Below are 16,912 nucleotides of genomic sequence, written 5' to 3'. Positions count from 1 at the left end.
GATGGACTCCTGGGAACGAGCACGGCACGTCCTCGAAGAGGCTGCTCTTGAGCCCGAACGCCTCACCCGCGTCATCCCCTTGAGCGGCGGCACCTACAACGCCGTAGAGGAACTCCGCCTCGACGACGGCACCCGGTACGTCCTCAAGGTCGCCCCACTGGACGAGGGCCTCCGCCACGAGAAGCGACTCCTCGTGGCGGAGGCCCAGTTCTACGAGGGCGCGGCGCTGGCCGACGTACCCGCCCCGAAGGTCGTGGCCCAGGATGACGGCCACCTCCTGATGACCGCCGTGCCCGGCGAACAGTGGTCCGAGCTGCCCGCGCCCCAACACGCCACCCTGCGCGCCGAGTTGGCCGAGCAGGTCGCCCGCCTCCACCGGATCACCGGACCGGGCTACGGCTATCCCTCCGGCGCCCTCGGCCCGCTCGCCCCGGACTGGCGTACCGCGTTCACCGGCATGCTCGGCGCGGTCCTCGCCGACGCCGACCGCTACGCGGCTGAACTCCCGCTCAGGACGAGCGAGATCAGGGCGACCACAGGCAAGGCGTACGACGCGCTGGACGAGGTCACGACCCCGTGCCTCGTCCACTTCGACCTGTGGCCCGGCAACATCCTCATCGACCCCGCCGTACCCCGTATCACCGGACTCATCGACGGTGAACGCATGTTCTGGGGCGACCCGTTGGCGGAGTTCGTCTCCCTCGCGCTGCTCACGGACATCCGGGAGGACGAGACCTTCCTGACGGCCTACCAAAAGGCGGGCGGGGAGGCGGAGTTCGATGATTCCGCCCGGCAGCGGTACGCCCTCTACCGCACCTACCTCTACCTGATCATGCTGACGGAACAGGTCCCGAGGAAGGCCGACGAGGGGCACCGGCAGTGGGCGCGGGAGGCCGTGGTGCCCCAACTGCTGGGCGCACTGGGGGAGATCGAGGCGCTGGCCCCATAAGATCGAGGCACTGGCCCCATGGAGAGGCCAGTGCCTCACGCGAGGCGGTCAGCCCGCGAACGCGTTCACACCCGTCCGCTCCGCCGACAGCGCCCACAGCCGCTCCGCCTGCTCGGCGTCCCTGGCCCACGGCGCGACACCGGCGGACACCGCCCCGGACGCGATGTCCTCGCCGGACACCGCCTCGGACACCTCGCAGTCCTCCAGGTACACCCCGCCGAGGCCGTCGAGCTGCGTCGACGTCGCCGCCCACACCTGCGTCGCCGCACCCTGCTCGGGCGTCTTGAACAGCTCCGGCATCGCCAGCTCGCCGTTCTCGTCGATCCAGCCGCGCTCGACCATCTCCTCCTTGGCCAGGTGACGCTGGAGGGGCGTGAGGATGCCGCCCGGGTGCAGGGAGAACGCCCGCACGCCCGACGCGCGGCCCAGCTTGTCGAGGTGGAGGGCGAACAGGGCGTTCGAGGTCTTCGCCTGGCCGTACGCCTGCCACTTGTCGTAGCCCTGACGCCAGTCGACGTCGTCCCAGCGGACGCCGGAGAAGTGGTGGCCGCGCGACGAGACGGACACGACGCGCGCGCCGCCAGGCTCGATCGCCGGCCACAGCCGGTTGACCAGCGCGAAGTGACCGAGGTGGTTGGTGGCGAACTGGGTCTCCCAGCCGGGACCCACGCGGGTCTCGGGGCAGGCCATGATCCCCGCGTTGTTGAGCACGTGGTCGAGGGTGCGGCCGGAGGCGAGGAACCGGTCCGCGAACGCCCGGACGCTCTCCAGATCGCCCAGGTCCAGCTCGTCGACCTCGACCCCGTCGATCCCCGCGAGCGCCTCGCGCGCCGCGTCCACCCGCCGCGCCGGTACGACCACCCGCGCGCCGGCCTTGGCCAGCGCCCGCGTCGTCTCCAGCCCGAGGCCCGAGTAGCCCCCGGTCACCAGGGCCAGCGTGCCCGTGAGGTCGCGTCCCGCGAGGACGTCGTCGGCGGTGCTCCGGGCGCCGAAGCCCGAACCGATCTTGACTTGAGGAGTGTCGCTGTTGCTCATGACCATGACCGTACGAATTGAAGTGCTCTCGAAGTCAAACGCGGGCGCCCGCCCAGTCCATCAGTTGGTCGTACGACCATGTCGTCACCACCCGTTCCGCAGGAACCCCGCACTCCTCCGCCCGCGCGCACCCCAGCACCTGCCAGTCCAGCTGCCCCGGCGCGTGCGCGTCCGTGTCGACCGAGAACAGCACCCCCGCGTCCACGGCCTGCCGCAGCAGCCGCCGGGGAGGGTCCAGCCGTTCGGGGCGGCTGTTGATCTCCACCGCCGTCCCCGATTCCGCGCACGCCGCGAACACCGCCGCCGCGTCGAACTCCGACTCCGGCCGCCGCTTCCCCGCGATCAGCCGACCCGTGCAGTGGCCCAGGACGTCCGCGTGCGGGTTGCGGACGGCGGCCACCATCCGGCGGGTCATCGAGCGCGCGTCCATCCGCAGCTTGGAGTGCACCGAGACGACGACCACGTCCAGGCGGGCCAGCAGCTCCGGGTCCTGGTCGAGGGAGCCGTCGTCCAGGATGTCGCACTCGATGCCGGTGAGCAGGCGGAACGGGGCCCACGTCGCGTTCAGCTCCGCGACCAGGTCGAGCTGGGCGCGCAGGCGGTCCGCCGTGAGGCCCCGGGCCACCGTCAGGCGCGGCGAGTGGTCCGTCAGCACCGCCCACTCGTGGCCCAGCGCCGCCGCCGTCCGGGCCATCTCCTCGATCGGGCTGCCGCCGTCCGACCAGTCGGAGTGCAGGTGGCAGTCCCCCTTCAGCAGGGCACGCAGGCGCGCGCCGCCCTCCGGGGGCGGGGGCTGCTCGGCCGCCACGCGCTCCAGGTACGCCGGGGTACGGCCGGCCAGGGCCTCCCGCACCACCTGCGCCGTCTTCGGGCCGACCCCCTTGAGCGACTCCAGCGTCCCCGCCGCCGCCCGGTCCGCGACCTCCGCCTCCGGCAGCGCCGACAGCACGCGGGCCGCCGTACGGAATGCCTTCACGCGGTACGGCGGGGCGAGGGAACGCTCCAGCAGGAACGCGATCCGCTCCAGGGCCTCGACGGGGAGCATGTCACCAGGGTTGCGCAGGGGCGGGCGGTTCGCGCGGCGGGCGCGGGGTGCCGGGGGCGGTCTTCTGCGTCAGGTAGCGGTCGGGCGGAGTCGTTCTACCCTCGATTACATGACCGAGATAGCGAGCCCCTACATCTCCCACCCGCGGGTCATGGTGCTCGGGGTCCAGCCGGGCACACCCCCGTTCCGCATCATGGAGATCGACGGCCGGGTCGTCGGCTCCGCCCACGCCGTCACCGAGGTCCTCGACACCGCGGCCCTCTACGGCATCACCATCCACGACCTCGACGACCCCGACGCGATCCGCTGGGTCGGCGGCGACCGGTACACGTGGAGACCGCGCTAGCTACGCCTGGCGTGCACGCCGCGGCCCAGTCGCCGGCCCAGGAGCAGATAGCCGATCAGGGCGCCCGTCGTGTTGAGGATGACGTCGTCGATGTCGAAGGCGCGGCCGGTGACCAGCGCGCCCTGGGCGAACTCGACCGCGAGCATCACCAGGGCCGTCAGGAGCAGCACCTTGACGATGCCGCGCGCCTTCGGGGCGACCACCGGGACGAGGATGCCGAACGGGACCCCCAGCAGGATGTTCCCGCCGATCTGCCGCACCGCGTCCCGCAGCGCGGGCTGGTCCAGGTACGCCTCGATGGAGTGGCCGGGGCGGAGGTTCGTGTGGATCAGGGGGACCGAGGCGGGGGACGGTTCGAGGGTGAGCCGGGCGAGGACCGCGCCGAATCCGACGAGCACGGCGAAGCCGACGGCCATCGCGGGGATGCGGAGGTAGAGGGGGAGGGGACGGGGGCCGGCGGGGGAGTCCTTGGCGTCGGGTTTCTTGTTCTTGGCGGCGGGGGCCGCTGGTTTCGCCGGTTTCTTCGGGGGCCGTGTCCGTACGGCCGTCAGCCGCTTCGTGAACGCCTTCACCCCTCTTGGGGCGGGCTCCGGTTTCGCGGGGGTGGGCACGGCCTTGGCCTTCGCGGTACGCGGACGTGAGGCTGCACGGGCCATCTGTGGTCCTCCAGGCTTCAACTTCCCAGCGTCCTAAGGCTGTTACCCAGGAAACGCCCGGGGATGCCGATCCGCTCACCCCCGGACGCCACCCGGTCAGGCGGTGTACGAGACGGTGACCTCCTCGAAGCCGAGGGACCGCAGCAGGCCCTTGAGCATGCCGGTCGTGTTGGTCTCCGCGCGCGCCGTCAGCTCGCTCTGCCGCGCGGCCTCGCCGATGTGCTTCACGGCGAGCTTCTGCACCGCCTGCTCGCTGTTCGGGTTGCCGGAGAACAGGTCGCCGAGCCGGTCCAGCAGGCCGCGCTGCTTGGACACGGCGTACGAACGGTCGGGGTCGAGCGCCGGTGTCGCGAGCTGCGCGTGCGGCAGGCGCAGGGTCGCCGTCGTACGGTTCTTGTCGACCGTGACGTCCTTGTCGGCCACCTTCCCGAGGTCCACGTACGCGTCCACCGTGCCCGCCCCCACGTACAGGGTCCGGGTCCCGCGGATCGCGTCCGGCAGGAACTTCGCGTCCTTCTCCAGGTCGACGACGACCTGGAAGTTGCCCGAAGCGCCCTCGTAGCGGCTCATGTCCTGGATCGACTGGAGGAGCGCCGGACCCGTACGGTCCTGCGTCTCCGTTCCGAAGAAGTCGCGCAGACCCGGCAGGAGGCTCAGCCGGATACCCGCGAACATGACGGCCAGCACCACTACGACCGAGGTGAGCACCTTCGCCCACACCGGCATGCGCTGGGGCAGCCGCTTCTGGGGGGTCGTGACGGTGTCGGGGGGAGTCGTCGTCATGGCGGTCCTTCCTGCGGTTCCCGCTGACGCGGGGTACCCGTACTGGTGTTCCCGCCATACGGATTCCCTTCGAACGGCACTTCGCACCGCCTTGTAGGCAAGCTGTGACAGGAGAGGTGCCTACCTGGGAGGTAATCGCGGAGAGGGCTGCGGGGCGGCAACAATCCGTCGGACAGGGCGAGTTCACGCGTCTCGTGTGCCCGTGTCCCGCGTTCGCGCAGAGAGGTCCCGTCATGATCCCCGACACCCGTACCTCGGTTCTCCGGCTCCTCCAGCTCATCGGCGAAGGCGATCCCGACCGCATCGCCTCCCTCTACGCCGAGTACGTCGACTGGAAGCTCGACTGGCCGACCGGGGAGCACGGGCGTACGGCCACGCCCTGGATACGGCATCGCTCCACCCGCGCCGAAGTCGCCGCGCACTTCAGGGAGTTGGCCGCACACCATGCCGTCGAGGAGGCCGACACCCGCGTCGAGCACGTCCTCGTCGACGGTGCCGACGCGGTCGTCCTCGGGGAGATCCGGCAGACCGCGCGGGCGACCGGGCGGGCGTACCGGGCACGGTTCGCTCTCCATCTGACCCTGGAGGAGGGGCTGGTGACCCGGCATCACGTGTACGAGGACAGTCTCGCCGTGGCCCAGGCGTTCGCGTAGGCGGGGGCGATACGGGGGGTCCGCTGAGGGCGTGTGCGTCCTGGCCGCCTGGTCTCACCAAGCCGTGACCGAACGCGAACACCACCGCGGGCACCCGGTCCCTCCACCGCCCGTCGCCGACACCAGCCCCCGCCCCAACTCACCCGACCCGCCCACAAGTTCCGCCCACTCCAACTCCCCCTCCGCCCCCCTACCATGAGAGCTCCCGACATGATCATCAGAGCCCCCTAGGAGCCGATCGTGCGAGACATAGCCGTCTTCTCCGGCAGCGCCCACCCCGAACTCGCCGCAGAAGTCTGTGCCCACCTCGGAATCCCCCTGCGCCCCACCCAGGTGAGCCGGTTCGCGAACGACTGTCTGGAGGTGCAGCTCCAGGCCAACTGCCGGGAGCGGGACGTGTTTCTGGTGCAGCCGCTCGTGAAACCGGTCCAGGAGCACCTCGTGGAGCTGCTGCTGATGTGCGACGCGGCGAGGGGCGCGTCGGCGCGGCGGATCACCGTCGTGCTGCCGCACTACTCGTACGCCCGCTCGGACAAGAAGGACGCGCCCCGTATCTCGATGGGCGGACGGCTGGTCGCGGACCTGATGGTGTCGGCCGGAGCGAGCAGGGTCCTGGCGATGACGCTGCACTCCCCGCAGGTGCACGGCTTCTTCTCGGTCCCGGTCGACCACCTGCACGCGCTGCGCGAACTGGCCGCGCACTTCCGCCGGTACGACCTGGCACGGACGACGGTGGTCTCCCCGGACCTCGGGAACGCGAAGGAGGCCGCGGCGTTCGCGAGGCTGATCGGCGCGCAGGTCGCGGCGGGCGCGAAGCAGCGGTTCGCGGACGACCGGGTCAGCATCAGCGCGGTGATCGGCGAGGTGACGGGACGGGACGTCATCGTGCTGGACGACGAGATCGCGAAGGGCAGCACGGTCCTCGAACTCCTGGAGAGGCTCCGGGAGTTGCAGCCGAGGTCGATCAGGGTCGCCTGTACGCACGGCCTGTTCGCGTCCGGCGCGCTGAAGCGGCTGAGCGAGCAGCCGGACGTGCTGGAGATCGTGTGCACGAACACCGTGCCGGTCCCGGAGGAGGAGCACACGGACAAGCTGCGCGTCCTGTCGATCGCTCCCGCGCTCGCGGAGGCCGTGCGCCGTATTCACAACGGCGAGTCCGTCAGCGCCCTGTTCGACGCGCCCGGGAGCGAATAGACAGGAGACAGGCGCCTGTTGAGGCCCGGCGCCCCTCAGGTACAGGAGGCCCGCAGTGGCGAAGGCACGGTTCGAACGGACCAAACCGCACGTCAACATCGGCACCATCGGCCACATCGACCACGGCAAGACCACGCTGACCGCGGCGATCACGAAGGTGCTGCACGACCGGTTTCCCGACCTGAACCCGTTCACGCCGTTCGACCAGATCGACAAGGCACCGGAGGAGCGCCGGCGCGGGATCACGATCTCGATCGCGCACGTGGAGTATCAGACGGAGGCCCGGCACTACGCGCACGTGGACTGTCCGGGCCACGCCGACTACATCAAGAACATGATCACGGGCGCGGCCCAGATGGACGGCGCGATCCTGGTCGTCGCGGCGACCGACGGGCCGATGCCGCAGACCAAGGAACACGTGCTGCTGGCGCGGCAGGTGGGGGTGCCGTACATCGTCGTCGCGCTGAACAAGACGGACATGGTGGACGACGAGGAGATCCTGGAACTGGTCGAGCTGGAGGTCCGCGAACTGCTCACGGAGTACGAGTTCCCGGGGGACGACGTCCCGGTGGTCCGGGTGTCGGCGCTGCGGGCGCTGGAGGGCGACCCGGGGTGGTCGCGGTCGGTGCTCGAACTGCTGGACGCGGTCGACACGGCCGTACCGCAGCCCGAACGGGACGTGGACCGGCCGTTCTTGATGCCGATCGAGGACGTGTTCACGATCACCGGGCGCGGGACGGTCGTGACCGGGCGGATCGAGCGCGGGACGCTCAGGGTGAACAGCGAGGTCGAGATCATCGGCATCCACGAGCAGAAGACGCGGACGACGGTGACGGGCATCGAGATGTTCCGCAAGCTCCTCGACGAGGGCTGGGCGGGGGAGAACGTCGGGCTGCTGCTGCGCGGCGTCAAGCGGGAGGACGTCGAGCGCGGGCAGGTCGTCATCAGGCCGGGCTCGGTGCTGCCGCACACGCGGTTCGAGGCACAGGTGTACATCCTGTCGAAGGACGAGGGCGGGCGGCACACGCCGTTCTTCGACAACTACCGGCCGCAGTTCTACTTCCGGACGACGGACGTCACGGGGGTCGTGACGCTGCCCGACGGGACCGAGATGGTCATGCCGGGGGACAACACCGGCATACTCGTGCAGCTCATCCAGCCCATCGCGATGGAGGAAGGGCTGAAGTTCGCCATCCGTGAGGGCGGCCGGACGGTGGGCGCGGGTCAGGTGACGAAGATCCTCAAGTAGCCAGGGCCGCACACGAGTTCATAAGGTCTCCCCGGGCTTGCCGAGGGCGGCCTCCACGCTCGGCGCGGGCGGCAGGAGCTTCGAGAGACCCGTCGCCCGCAGCACCCGCAGGGTCAGCGGGTGGACGCAGACCAGGCGCAGCTCCCCGTCGCGCTCCAGGACCCGGGCGCGGGCACGGTAGAGCAGGCGCAGCCCCGAGCAGTCGAAGAACTCGACCGGGGTGAGGTCGATGAGCACGCGCGGCGCCTGTCCCGCCACGCGGTCGTCGATGTGCGGCAGGATCTCCATCGCCGCGACGATGTCGATCTCGCCGTGGAACTCCAGCACGACGTACCCCTGTTCCTCACGTATGCGCAGGTGAGGGGTGTCGACCAGGGGTTCCTGCGGCACCATGGCATTGCCTCCAGCACGGGCCGGCGGATGGGACGAAGCGGACGCTGGGCAGCGCTCGGCGGAGCCCGCCTCAGCAAGTTACCCCCGATGGAGTGAATTTCAGCATGTTCGATTGACATATGTCTTCGAAAAAGGACCGCTCATAGTCGGCCAGTTCGCGACGGCGTACGAAACTCCGGCCCGGGGCCCTACGACAGTGACTGCCACGCCCGTGTGAGCGACTGCCGGAACTGATCCGTCTGACGCTCCGTCAAGGCGTTGACCATGCGGTCCTCCAGCTCCCGCACCTGCTCCGCGTGCGTCGCGAGCAACTCCCGCCCCGCGTCCGTCAGCAGGATCCTCAGCTCCCGTCTGCTGGCCGGATTCGGCTCGCGGCGCAGCAGCCCCCGGCTCTCCAGGGACCGCACCAGATCGGCGGTCGACTGCGCGGTGACGAACGAGTCCCGGGCCAGCTGGGCGGCGGACAGGCCGTCGTGGCGCTCCAGGACCGTCAGCGCCGTGTACTGGAGGGCGGTGATGCCCGACGGTCTGACCAGCTCGTCCAGCCGGGAGCGGACGGCGAGTTCGAGCTGCTTGACCATGTAGAGGAGGGAGGGGGGTGCGCTTCCGGCCATGGGTCGAGCGTAGACCATTGACAGGAAACCTGTCTGTAAAGAGACTGCGAACCACCAGGAAACCTGTCGGTTGACGACGCGGCGACGGAGCCGCAGACCCGAGGAGTGGCGATGACCGCCTTCCAGATCGATCCCGGGCAGCTCTTCATCGGGGGCCAGTGGCGGGAAGCCGCCGACGGAGCGCGCACCGAGGTGATCGACCCCTCCCGGGGCCGCACGGTCACCACGGTCGCCGAGGCCGGACCCGCCGACGTCGACGCCGCCGTACGCGCCGCCCGCGAGGCGTACGAGACCGGCCCCTGGTCGCGCTCCACCGGCCGTGAACGGGGCCGCGTCCTGCTGCGCGTCGCCGAGTTGATACGCCAGGAGGCCGACACCATCGCCGAGTTGGAGAGCCTCGACGTCGGCAAGCCGATCACGCTGGCCCGCGCCGTCGACGCCACCAACGCCGCCAACGACTACGAGTACTACGCCGCCCTCGCCTTCCACCTCGACGGCGCCACCCGCGAGACCCAGCACAACGCCCACGCCTACACGAGACGCGGCCCGCTCGGCGTCGTCGCCGCGATCACGCCGTTCAACTTCCCGCTGATCCTGGCCGGTTCGAAACTCGCGCCCGCACTCGCCGCCGGGAACACGGTCGTTCACAAACCGGCCGACGAAACCCCGCTCAGCGCCCTGTACATGGCGGACCTCCTCCAGCGCGCGGGCGTCCCCGACGGCGTCGTCAACGTCGTCACCGGAACCGGTCCCGTCGCCGGGGAAGCCCTCCTGCGCCACCCCGGCATCGACAAGGTCGCCTTCACCGGCTCCACCCACATCGGACGGCACGCCGCCGCGATCGCCGGACAGGCGCTGAAACCGGTCACCGTCGAACTGGGCGGAAACGCGCCCCACCTGGTCTTCGAGGACGCCGACCTGGAGAAGGCCGTCGGCGCGATCATCAAGGGATTCGTCTTCAACACCGGCCAGTTCTGCATGGGCGGCCCCCGCCTCCTGGTCGCCCGCTCGGTCTGCGCGACGCTGCTCAACATCCTCGCCGAGGCGGTCCCCGGCATCCCGGTCGGCGACCCGCGCGACCCGGCGACCGTCGTCGGCCCGCTGACGGGGGAGCGGCATCTGCGCAAGGTCGAGGAGTACGTCGACCTCGCCCGCAAGGACGGCGGCCGGATCGTCTGCGGCGGTGAACGCCTCGACCTGGACGGCGGCTACTACTACAAGCCGACCGTCATCGCCGACCTCCCGAACGACTCGCGTGTCGTCCAGGAGGAGATCTTCGGCCCCGTCCTCACGGTCCAGCCCTTCGACGACGAGGACGAGGCGGTCGCCCTCGCCAACTCCACGCCGTACGGCCTGGCTTCGGGCATCCAGACCGGCAGCCTCGCCCGCGCCCACCGCGTCGCCGACCGCCTCCAGGCGGGCATCGTGTGGATCAACGACTGGGCGATGCTGGACCCCGCGGTGCCGTTCGGGGGAGTGAAGGACTCAGGGTTCGGGCGGGAGTACGGGCCGGAGGCGCTGGCGTCGTACCTGAGGACGAAGTCGGTGGTCGTGTCGCTGGACTGAGGCGGACCGCCCTTCCCGCCCCGTGAGTCAACCCTGCCCCAACCCTCCCTCGAAGCCCAGGAGTTCACCCCCATGCCCTTCACCACCAGAGCCGCCGTCGTCGAGACGGGCGGCGCCCCCTTCACCTTCACGGACGTCACCCTCGACGACCCCGGCCCGTACGAGGCCGTCGTCCGCATGGTCGCCGCCGGCCTCTGCCACACCGACCTCGGCGTCGCGTCCGGCGGCCTCCCGTTCCCCCTCCCCGGAGTCCTCGGCCACGAAGGCGCCGGGATCGTCGAAACCGTCGGCGCATCCGTCACCTCCGTCGCACCCGGCGACCACGTCGTCCTCTCCTTCACCTCCTGCGGCGCGTGCCGCAACTGCAACGGCGGTCACCCCGCCTACTGCGCGGACTGGCTGCCCCTGAACCTCATCGGGGGCCGCCGGGCCGACGGCACCGCCACCATCACCCGCGACGGCGAGGACCTCGGCGGCCACTTCTTCGGCCAGTCCTCCTTCGCCGAGCGGGCGTTGGTGGACGAGCGCAGTCTCGTCAAGGTCGACCCGGAGGTGCCGCTCGCCTCGATCGCCCCGCTGGGCTGCGGAGTTCAGACCGGCGTCGGCGCCGTCTGGAACGTCCTCAAGCCGGAGCCGGGCAGCACGGTCGTCGTCCTCGGCGCCGGTGCCGTCGGGCTCTCGGCGGTGATGGCCGCCGCGCTCTCCCCGGCCACCGAGGTCGTCGCCGTCGACCGGGTGCCCGAACGGCTCGACCTGGCACGGGAGTTGGGAGCGACCCGCACCCTCACCGACGTACGCGAAGTGACCGGCGCCGACGGTGTCGTGGAGACGACCGGCAGTACGGCCGTCCTGCGCGCCGGTGTGGACGCGCTCGCCGCGCGCGGCACCCTCGTCGTCGTGGGGGCCCCGCCCTTCGGGACCGAAGTCGCCCTGGACGTCAACGGGTTGCTCACCGGCAAGCGGGTCGTGGGCCTCACGCTCGGCGACAGCGAGACCCAGAGCCTCGTCCCGACGCTGGTCGGCCTGGTCAAGTCGGGGCGGCTGCCGCTGGAGAAGCTGATCGGGACGTACGGCTTCGAGGACATCGGGCAGGCGGTGAAGGACATGACCGAGGGCCGGACGGTCAAACCCGTCCTGCTCTTCTGACGCGACCCCGCGGACAGTTCACCGGCTGGCGTGCAGCGCCACCAGCAACTGCCATATCTGATCGGCGATCTGACGGGGCGTCCCCTCCAGCAGCCCGTGCAGCCAGTCCCCCAGCACCCCCGCGAACGTCGCCGCCACCGCCGACGCCACCAGCGCGGCGTCGGCGGCCCCCGCCCGCTCCCGCTCCCGCAGGCTGTACGCGCGCAGATCCCGGTGCAGCACCAGCCCCAGCGGCCCGCCCCCGCCCGGCGTCAACAGCCGCCGGTACAGGGCGAGATGAGGAGTGAGGGAGGCGAAGAACTCCGGCAGCGCGGCCGGCGCGCGGACCGGATCCGGCCGCCCCTGCCAGGCGTGCAGCGCCTCCACCGCCTCCCGTACGACGTCCGCGCACGCGTCGACCGCGAGGTCTTCGAGGTCGGTGTAGTGGACGTAGAACGTGGCCCGCCCGGTACCGGCCCGCCGGACCAGCGCGGCCACGCTCACCTCCTCCAGCGGACGCTCCGCGCACTCCGCGAGCAGCGCGGACCGCAGCCTCGCCCGGGTGCGGGCGGCCCGCGGGTCCTCGGGCGCGGCGCGGGTCACTGCGCGATCAGGACGGCGGCCAGAGCGATCGCGCCGGGCACGGCCTGCGCGAACAGGATGCGCCGGTTCGCGGTCGCCGCGCCGTACACCCCCGCGACGATCACGCACGACAGGAAGAAGACCTGCGCGCGGAAGCCGGTCGGGTCGTCGGCGACCAGGCCCCAGACCAGGCCCGCCGCGAGGAAGCCGTTGTAGAGGCCCTGGTTGGCCGCGAGCTTCGCGGTGGCCGCCGCGAACTGAGGGTCGAAGCCGTGGAAGCGGCGGCCCGGCGGCTTCTGCCACAGGAACATCTCCAGCACCAGGATGTACGCGTGCAGCAGGGCGATCAGCGCCACCAGTACGTTCGCGACCGTTTCCATGACCTTTTCGACTCCCTCGGCTCAGAACTTCTTGGACACCTGTCCACTATAGCTGGACAGATGTCCATGAAGTCGAATCGAGGCATGAAGAGGCCCCGCCGCGACGGGGGAGCGCGGCGGGGCCCGTACATCCGCGTTCCCAGCGGGCGGGGTTTCACACCTGCCGGGAACACCGGTTTCTACGCCTGCGGCTCCAGCACGAAGACGGGGATCTGCCGGTCCGTCTTGAGCTGGTACTCCGCGTACGCCGGGTAGGCGGCGACGGCGCGCTCCCACCACGCGGCCTTCTCCTCGCCGGTGACCTCGCGGGCCGTCATGTCCTGCTTGACCGGCCCGTCCTGAAGCTCGACATGCGGATCGGCCGTGACGTTGTGGTACCAGACCGGGTGCGTCGGGGCGCCGCCCTGCGAGGCGACCAGCGCGTACCGGCCCTCGTGCTCGACCCGCATCAGCGGCGTCTTGCGGAGCTTGCCGCTCTTCGCGCCCCGGGTCGTCAGCAGGATCACCGGCAGCCCGGTGTCCATCAGCGTCGTCCCCTCGGTCCCGCCGGACTTCTCGTACAACTCCACCTGATCCCGCACCCACTGCGCCGGGCTGGGCTCGTACTCGCCTTCGAGCGGCATGGCAACCATCCTCTTCTCAAGTCGTACGACGTGCTCACGTGTTCCGGAGAACACGCGTGTCCCCCGGAATCATCCTCACAGGTCACCCCGGTCGCCGCAGCGTCTGGAGCGCAGAGTTCCGGCCAGATCGCCGGCCGCGCCCATCTGGCCGAAGTCGACGTCGTAAATGTAGATGCTTGAGGCATCTAATGGGGACAGGTACGTCGCAATCCACTCTCTGCGAGGTCTCCATGACGCGACCGGCTCCCCTCGCCTTCCCTCAGGACCGCACCTGCCCCTACCAGCCCCCCACGGGCTACGACACACTCCGCACCGACCGCCCCCTCACCCGCGCCACCCTCTACGACGGCACCACCACCTGGCTCGTCACCGGCCACACCCTCGCCCGCGCCCTCCTCGCCGACCCCCGCCTCTCCTCCGACCGCACCCGGCCCGGTTTCCCCGGTGTCACCCCCCGCGTCAAGGCGCTGAGCGACCGCCGGATCCCGATCCTCGGCGTCGACGACCCCGAGCACCGCACCCAGCGCCGCATGCTCCTCGCCGACTTCACCCTCCGCCGCGCCGAGGCGCTGCGCCCCGCCATCCAGCGGATCGTGGACGACCGCATCGACGCCCTCCTCGCCCAGGGACCGCCCGCCGACCTCGTCTCCCTGTTCGCGCTGCCCGTCCCCTCGATGGTGATCTGCGCCCTGCTCGGCGTCCCCTACACCGACCACGAGTTCTTCGAGGAACAGTCCGGACGTCTGCTGCGCAGCCGCAAGGAGGGCGAGGCGCGCGAGGCCCGCGATCGCATGCGGAAGTACCTGGGCGACCTCGTCGACCGCAAACAGTCCGGGCGCCCCGGCGACGGCGTCCTCGACATGCTCGTCCACCACCGCCTCCAAGGCGGCGAACTCACCCGCGAGGACGTCGTCGACATGGCGTTCATCCTCCTCGTCGCCGGCCACGAGACCACCGCCAACATGATCTCGCTGGGCACCTACACCCTCCTCGGCAACCCCGACCGCCTCGCCGAACTCCGCGCCGATCCCGGCCTGTTACCGGATGCCGTCGAGGAGCTGATGCGGATGCTGTCCATCGTCGACGGACTGCTGCGCATCGCCCTGGAGGACATCGACGTCGACGGTACGACGATCAAGGCGGGCGAGGGCATCGTCTTCGCCACCTCCGTCGTCAACCGCGACACCACCACCTACGACGACCCCGACGCCCTCGACTTCCACCGGCCCACCCGCCACCACGTCTCCTTCGGCTTCGGCATCCACCAGTGCCTCGGCCAGAACCTCGCCCGCGCCGAACTGGAGATCGCCCTGCGCACCCTCTTCACCCGGCTGCCCGGCCTACGCCTCGCGGCCCCCGCCGACACGATCCCCTTCAAACCCGGCGACACGATCCAGGGGATGCTGGAACTCCCCGTGACCTGGTAGAGGCTCCGGACATGCACATCGACATCGACACGGACGTCTGCATCGGCGCCGGACAGTGCGCCCTCACCGCGCCCAAGGTCTTCACCCAGGACGACGACGGCTTCTCGACCCTGACCGACGACCACGCAGACCACCTCGGCGACCCCCTGATCCGCGAGGCGGCCCGCTCGTGCCCGGTCTCCGCGATCACCGTCGGCTAGCGGCACATCCGACGGCCGGGCCCTCCAGCATGCCTCCCGTGTAGAGGGCCTGGCCGCGCGGCATCCAGTACCCCAGCTTCGAGACGACGCTCGAACAGCGCTCCCCGACGGTGGCCTCGACGACGACCGTCGACGGGTTGCCGGGCTGGAGGTCGGTCAGGGCGCAGTCCAGGGCGTACGCGGTCCGCGCCTGCTCCGGGTACCGGCCGACCAGGGGGTTCACGCAGCGGGGGTCGTCCGTGGCGAGCGTCGTGCCCGCCACGCCGATCACCCCGAACCGCCCGCTGCCGTCGCCGAGTTCGCTGTCCCGGGAGACCGTGTACGTCAGGGTCGTCACCGAGTTCGGGGCGAGCGTGCGCCGGTCCACCTCGATACGGTGCGTCGGCTTCGGGGCGGGCGCGGTGAAGGTGAGCCGTGCGCGGACGGTGCCCGCGAGATCGACACCGGCGGGCGTGGAACGGACCTTGACCGTCGCCGTCACCTCGTAGGCGCCGGGTCCGGGGTACGGGGTCGAGCCGGGCAGCGTTCCCGAGGCGACCCGCACGCCGTCGCGGGTCGCGGTCCAGGTGCCGGAGGTGAGACACCCGGGGCGGGTGCCGGGGCGGCGGCAGGTGGCGGGGGCGGAGACCGCCGTGATCGGGGTGCCGGTACCCGCGCAGAGACCGACCCGGGCGAACTGCCCGCCGGGCCCGCGGAGGGTACCGGCGGGGGAGCAGAGGGTGGCGGGGGGTTCGGGGGCCCGGGAGGCTTCGTCCGGTGCCGGAGACGCGGGCGCCGTCCGGGCTCCGTACGCCGCTGAGGCCGCGGGCGCCGTCCGGGCTTCGTACGCCGCCGGGGCCGTACGCGCCCCCGGGCCCGGCCCCCACACCGCCGCGCCCCACATCCCCGGTACCAGCAACGCCCCCGCCGCCAGCGCCCCGAACCCGATCCGACGTACCCGCACCGCAGCCTCCCGTACCTCGCGGACCAGCCCATGCCGGTCACCCGGACCGAGGATGCGCACGGCGTTCCGGGCCCGTGCCGCTCCCACGCCGGGCCGTCACCTGAAATGCCTTGCGGAGCGGCGGCGACCGGGACGTACGCTCCCCTCTGTCACCCACTCCGACGGCAGGAGCAGCAACGATGCAGTACGTGAAGCTCGGTTCGACCGGCCTGGACGTCTCCCGGATCTGTCTCGGCTGCATGACGTACGGCCTCCCGGACCGCGGCACGCACGAGTGGACCCTCGACGAGGAGGCGTCCCGCCCGCTGATCCGGCAGGCCCTGGACGCCGGGATCACCTTCTTCGACACCGCGAACGTCTACTCCGACGGCACCAGCGAGGAGATCGTCGGCAAGGCGCTGGCCGACTTCGCGGTCCGCGACGAGATCGTCCTCGCCACGAAGGTGCACGGCCGGATGCGCCCCGGACCCAACGGCGGCGGCCTCTCCCGCAAGGCGATCCTCACCGAGATCGACCACAGCCTGTCCCGCCTCGGCACCGACTACGTCGACCTGTACCAGATCCACCGCTTCGACCCGCACACCCCGGTCGAGGAGACCATGGAGGCGCTGCACGACGTGGTGAAGGCGGGCAAGGCCCGCTACATCGGGGCGAGTTCGATGTACGCGTGGCAGTTCGCGAAGATGCAGCACGCGGCGGAGCGAGGCGGCTGGACGCGGTTCGTGTCGATGCAGAACCACTACAACCTGATCTACCGCGAGGAGGAGCGCGAGATGCTCCCCCTCTGCGCCGACCAGGGCGTGGGCGTCATCCCGTGGAGCCCGCTCGCCCGGGGCCGCCTCACCCGCGACTGGGACGCGGCCACCGACCGCAGCGCCACCGACGGCTTCGGCGCCACCCTCTACCAGGAAGGCGACCGCGCGATCGTCGAGGCCGTGACCCGCATCGCCGAGGCCAGGAGCGTGCCGAGGGCCCAGGTCGCCCTCGCCTGGCTCCTCCACCAGGACACGGTCACGGCCCCGATCGTCGGCGCGTCCAGGCCGAAGCACCTCGAAGACGCGGTCGCGGCGGTCGAGCTGGAGCTGACCGACAAGGAGATCGAGGAGCTGGAGACCCCGTACACCCCGCACCCCATCGCCGGTCACTGAG

The 16,912-nt window shown here is 71.0% G+C and carries 20 protein-coding genes; 10 read left to right on the top strand and 10 right to left on the bottom strand.

Annotated features, from left to right (window positions below; all coding sequences use genetic code 11):
* Nucleotide 1: 1 nt before the first annotated feature.
* On the top strand, nt 2–949 hold the full coding sequence (locus ACQCO7_RS03955) for a phosphotransferase family protein (RefSeq protein ID WP_464070471.1): 948 nt from the start codon (nt 2–4) through the stop codon (nt 947–949).
* Nucleotides 950–997: 48 nt separating this feature from the next.
* Here the strand turns inward: ACQCO7_RS03955 and ACQCO7_RS03950 are convergent, their stop codons facing one another.
* Both ACQCO7_RS03950 and ACQCO7_RS03945 read right to left on the bottom strand, forming a co-directional pair.
* Entirely contained in the window at nt 998–1,990 is a 993-nt protein-coding gene (locus ACQCO7_RS03950; RefSeq protein ID WP_464070470.1) for an SDR family NAD(P)-dependent oxidoreductase, read from the bottom strand.
* A 28-nt stretch (nt 1,991–2,018) separates the two neighbouring features.
* Nucleotides 2,019–3,029, bottom strand: coding sequence for a PHP domain-containing protein (locus ACQCO7_RS03945; RefSeq protein ID WP_464070469.1), 1,011 nt, complete (start codon nt 3,027–3,029; stop codon nt 2,019–2,021).
* Nucleotides 3,030–3,138: 109 nt separating this feature from the next.
* On the opposite strand from ACQCO7_RS03945, the gene ACQCO7_RS03940 reads away from it, so the two are divergent.
* On the top strand, nt 3,139–3,375 hold the full coding sequence (locus ACQCO7_RS03940; protein ID WP_409113617.1) for a hypothetical protein: 237 nt from the start codon (nt 3,139–3,141) through the stop codon (nt 3,373–3,375).
* Here ACQCO7_RS03940 and ACQCO7_RS03935 read toward each other — a convergent pair.
* Both ACQCO7_RS03935 and ACQCO7_RS03930 read right to left on the bottom strand, forming a co-directional pair.
* Nucleotides 3,372–4,031: a VanZ family protein gene (locus ACQCO7_RS03935; protein ID WP_464070468.1), complete on the bottom strand. Its 660-nt coding sequence runs from the start codon at nt 4,029–4,031 to the stop codon at nt 3,372–3,374. The two genes, ACQCO7_RS03940 and ACQCO7_RS03935, sit on opposite strands and share 4 nt — an antisense overlap.
* Before the next feature lie 96 nt (nt 4,032–4,127).
* Complete coding sequence (locus ACQCO7_RS03930; RefSeq protein ID WP_464070467.1) at nt 4,128–4,814, bottom strand: DUF4230 domain-containing protein; 687 nt, start codon at nt 4,812–4,814, stop codon at nt 4,128–4,130.
* 233 nt (nt 4,815–5,047) lie between these two features.
* Between ACQCO7_RS03930 and ACQCO7_RS03925 the strand changes: the two genes are divergently transcribed.
* From ACQCO7_RS03925 to tuf, 3 genes are all read left to right on the top strand, one after another.
* Nucleotides 5,048–5,467, top strand: coding sequence for a nuclear transport factor 2 family protein (locus ACQCO7_RS03925; RefSeq protein ID WP_464070466.1), 420 nt, complete (start codon nt 5,048–5,050; stop codon nt 5,465–5,467).
* Between the two features lie 240 nt (nt 5,468–5,707).
* Complete coding sequence (locus ACQCO7_RS03920; protein ID WP_464070465.1) at nt 5,708–6,661, top strand: ribose-phosphate diphosphokinase; 954 nt, start codon at nt 5,708–5,710, stop codon at nt 6,659–6,661.
* Nucleotides 6,662–6,716: 55 nt separating this feature from the next.
* A complete protein-coding gene (tuf, locus tag ACQCO7_RS03915) occupies nt 6,717–7,910 on the top strand; it encodes an elongation factor Tu (protein WP_464070464.1) in 1,194 nt (397 codons plus the stop codon).
* Between the two features lie 18 nt (nt 7,911–7,928).
* Here tuf and ACQCO7_RS03910 read toward each other — a convergent pair whose 3' ends face one another.
* Nucleotides 7,929–8,303: an anti-sigma factor antagonist gene (locus ACQCO7_RS03910; protein ID WP_464070463.1), complete on the bottom strand. Its 375-nt coding sequence runs from the start codon at nt 8,301–8,303 to the stop codon at nt 7,929–7,931.
* Between the two features lie 188 nt (nt 8,304–8,491).
* Nucleotides 8,492–8,917: a MarR family winged helix-turn-helix transcriptional regulator gene (locus ACQCO7_RS03905; protein ID WP_464070462.1), complete on the bottom strand. Its 426-nt coding sequence runs from the start codon at nt 8,915–8,917 to the stop codon at nt 8,492–8,494.
* Nucleotides 8,918–9,028: 111 nt separating this feature from the next.
* Between ACQCO7_RS03905 and ACQCO7_RS03900 the strand changes: the two genes are divergently transcribed.
* Nucleotides 9,029–10,483 carry an aldehyde dehydrogenase family protein gene (locus ACQCO7_RS03900; RefSeq protein WP_464070461.1) on the top strand — a complete coding sequence of 485 codons (1,455 nt, stop codon included), beginning with the start codon at nt 9,029–9,031 and terminating at the stop codon, nt 10,481–10,483.
* Nucleotides 10,484–10,555: 72 nt separating this feature from the next.
* On the top strand, nt 10,556–11,629 hold the full coding sequence (locus ACQCO7_RS03895) for an NAD(P)-dependent alcohol dehydrogenase (protein WP_464070460.1): 1,074 nt from the start codon (nt 10,556–10,558) through the stop codon (nt 11,627–11,629).
* An 18-nt stretch (nt 11,630–11,647) separates the two neighbouring features.
* Here ACQCO7_RS03895 and ACQCO7_RS03890 read toward each other — a convergent pair whose 3' ends face one another.
* The 3 genes from ACQCO7_RS03890 to ACQCO7_RS03880 form a co-directional block, all read right to left on the bottom strand.
* The gene (locus tag ACQCO7_RS03890) at nt 11,648–12,211 is read right to left on the bottom strand and encodes a TetR/AcrR family transcriptional regulator (RefSeq protein ID WP_464070459.1); all 564 of its coding nucleotides are present in this window, start codon (nt 12,209–12,211) and stop codon (nt 11,648–11,650) included.
* Nucleotides 12,208–12,570, bottom strand: a complete 363-nt coding sequence (locus tag ACQCO7_RS03885; protein WP_464070458.1) for a DUF1304 domain-containing protein — start codon at nt 12,568–12,570, stop codon at nt 12,208–12,210. Before ACQCO7_RS03885 ends, ACQCO7_RS03890 begins: the two co-directional genes overlap by 4 nt.
* Before the next feature lie 179 nt (nt 12,571–12,749).
* The gene (locus ACQCO7_RS03880) at nt 12,750–13,193 is read right to left on the bottom strand and encodes a nitroreductase family deazaflavin-dependent oxidoreductase (protein WP_464070457.1); all 444 of its coding nucleotides are present in this window, start codon (nt 13,191–13,193) and stop codon (nt 12,750–12,752) included.
* 230 nt (nt 13,194–13,423) lie between these two features.
* Between ACQCO7_RS03880 and ACQCO7_RS03875 the strand changes: the two genes are divergently transcribed.
* A complete protein-coding gene (locus ACQCO7_RS03875; protein WP_464070456.1) occupies nt 13,424–14,620 on the top strand; it encodes a cytochrome P450 in 1,197 nt (398 codons plus the stop codon).
* A gap of 11 nt (nt 14,621–14,631) precedes the next feature.
* A complete protein-coding gene (locus ACQCO7_RS03870) occupies nt 14,632–14,820 on the top strand; it encodes a ferredoxin (protein ID WP_464070455.1) in 189 nt (62 codons plus the stop codon).
* On the opposite strand, the gene ACQCO7_RS03865 is transcribed toward ACQCO7_RS03870, so the two are convergent.
* Complete coding sequence (locus tag ACQCO7_RS03865; RefSeq protein WP_464070454.1) at nt 14,807–15,850, bottom strand: hypothetical protein; 1,044 nt, start codon at nt 15,848–15,850, stop codon at nt 14,807–14,809. The two genes, ACQCO7_RS03870 and ACQCO7_RS03865, sit on opposite strands and share 14 nt — an antisense overlap.
* A 92-nt stretch (nt 15,851–15,942) precedes the next feature.
* Here ACQCO7_RS03865 and ACQCO7_RS03860 point away from each other — a divergent pair, with 92 nt between their 5' ends.
* A complete protein-coding gene (locus tag ACQCO7_RS03860; protein ID WP_464070453.1) occupies nt 15,943–16,911 on the top strand; it encodes an aldo/keto reductase in 969 nt (322 codons plus the stop codon).
* The last annotated feature ends 1 nt before the right edge of the window (nt 16,912 follow it).

The organism is Streptomyces saintjeani (assembly GCF_055409605.1).
This window is presented reverse-complemented; position numbering and strand designations above follow the sequence as displayed.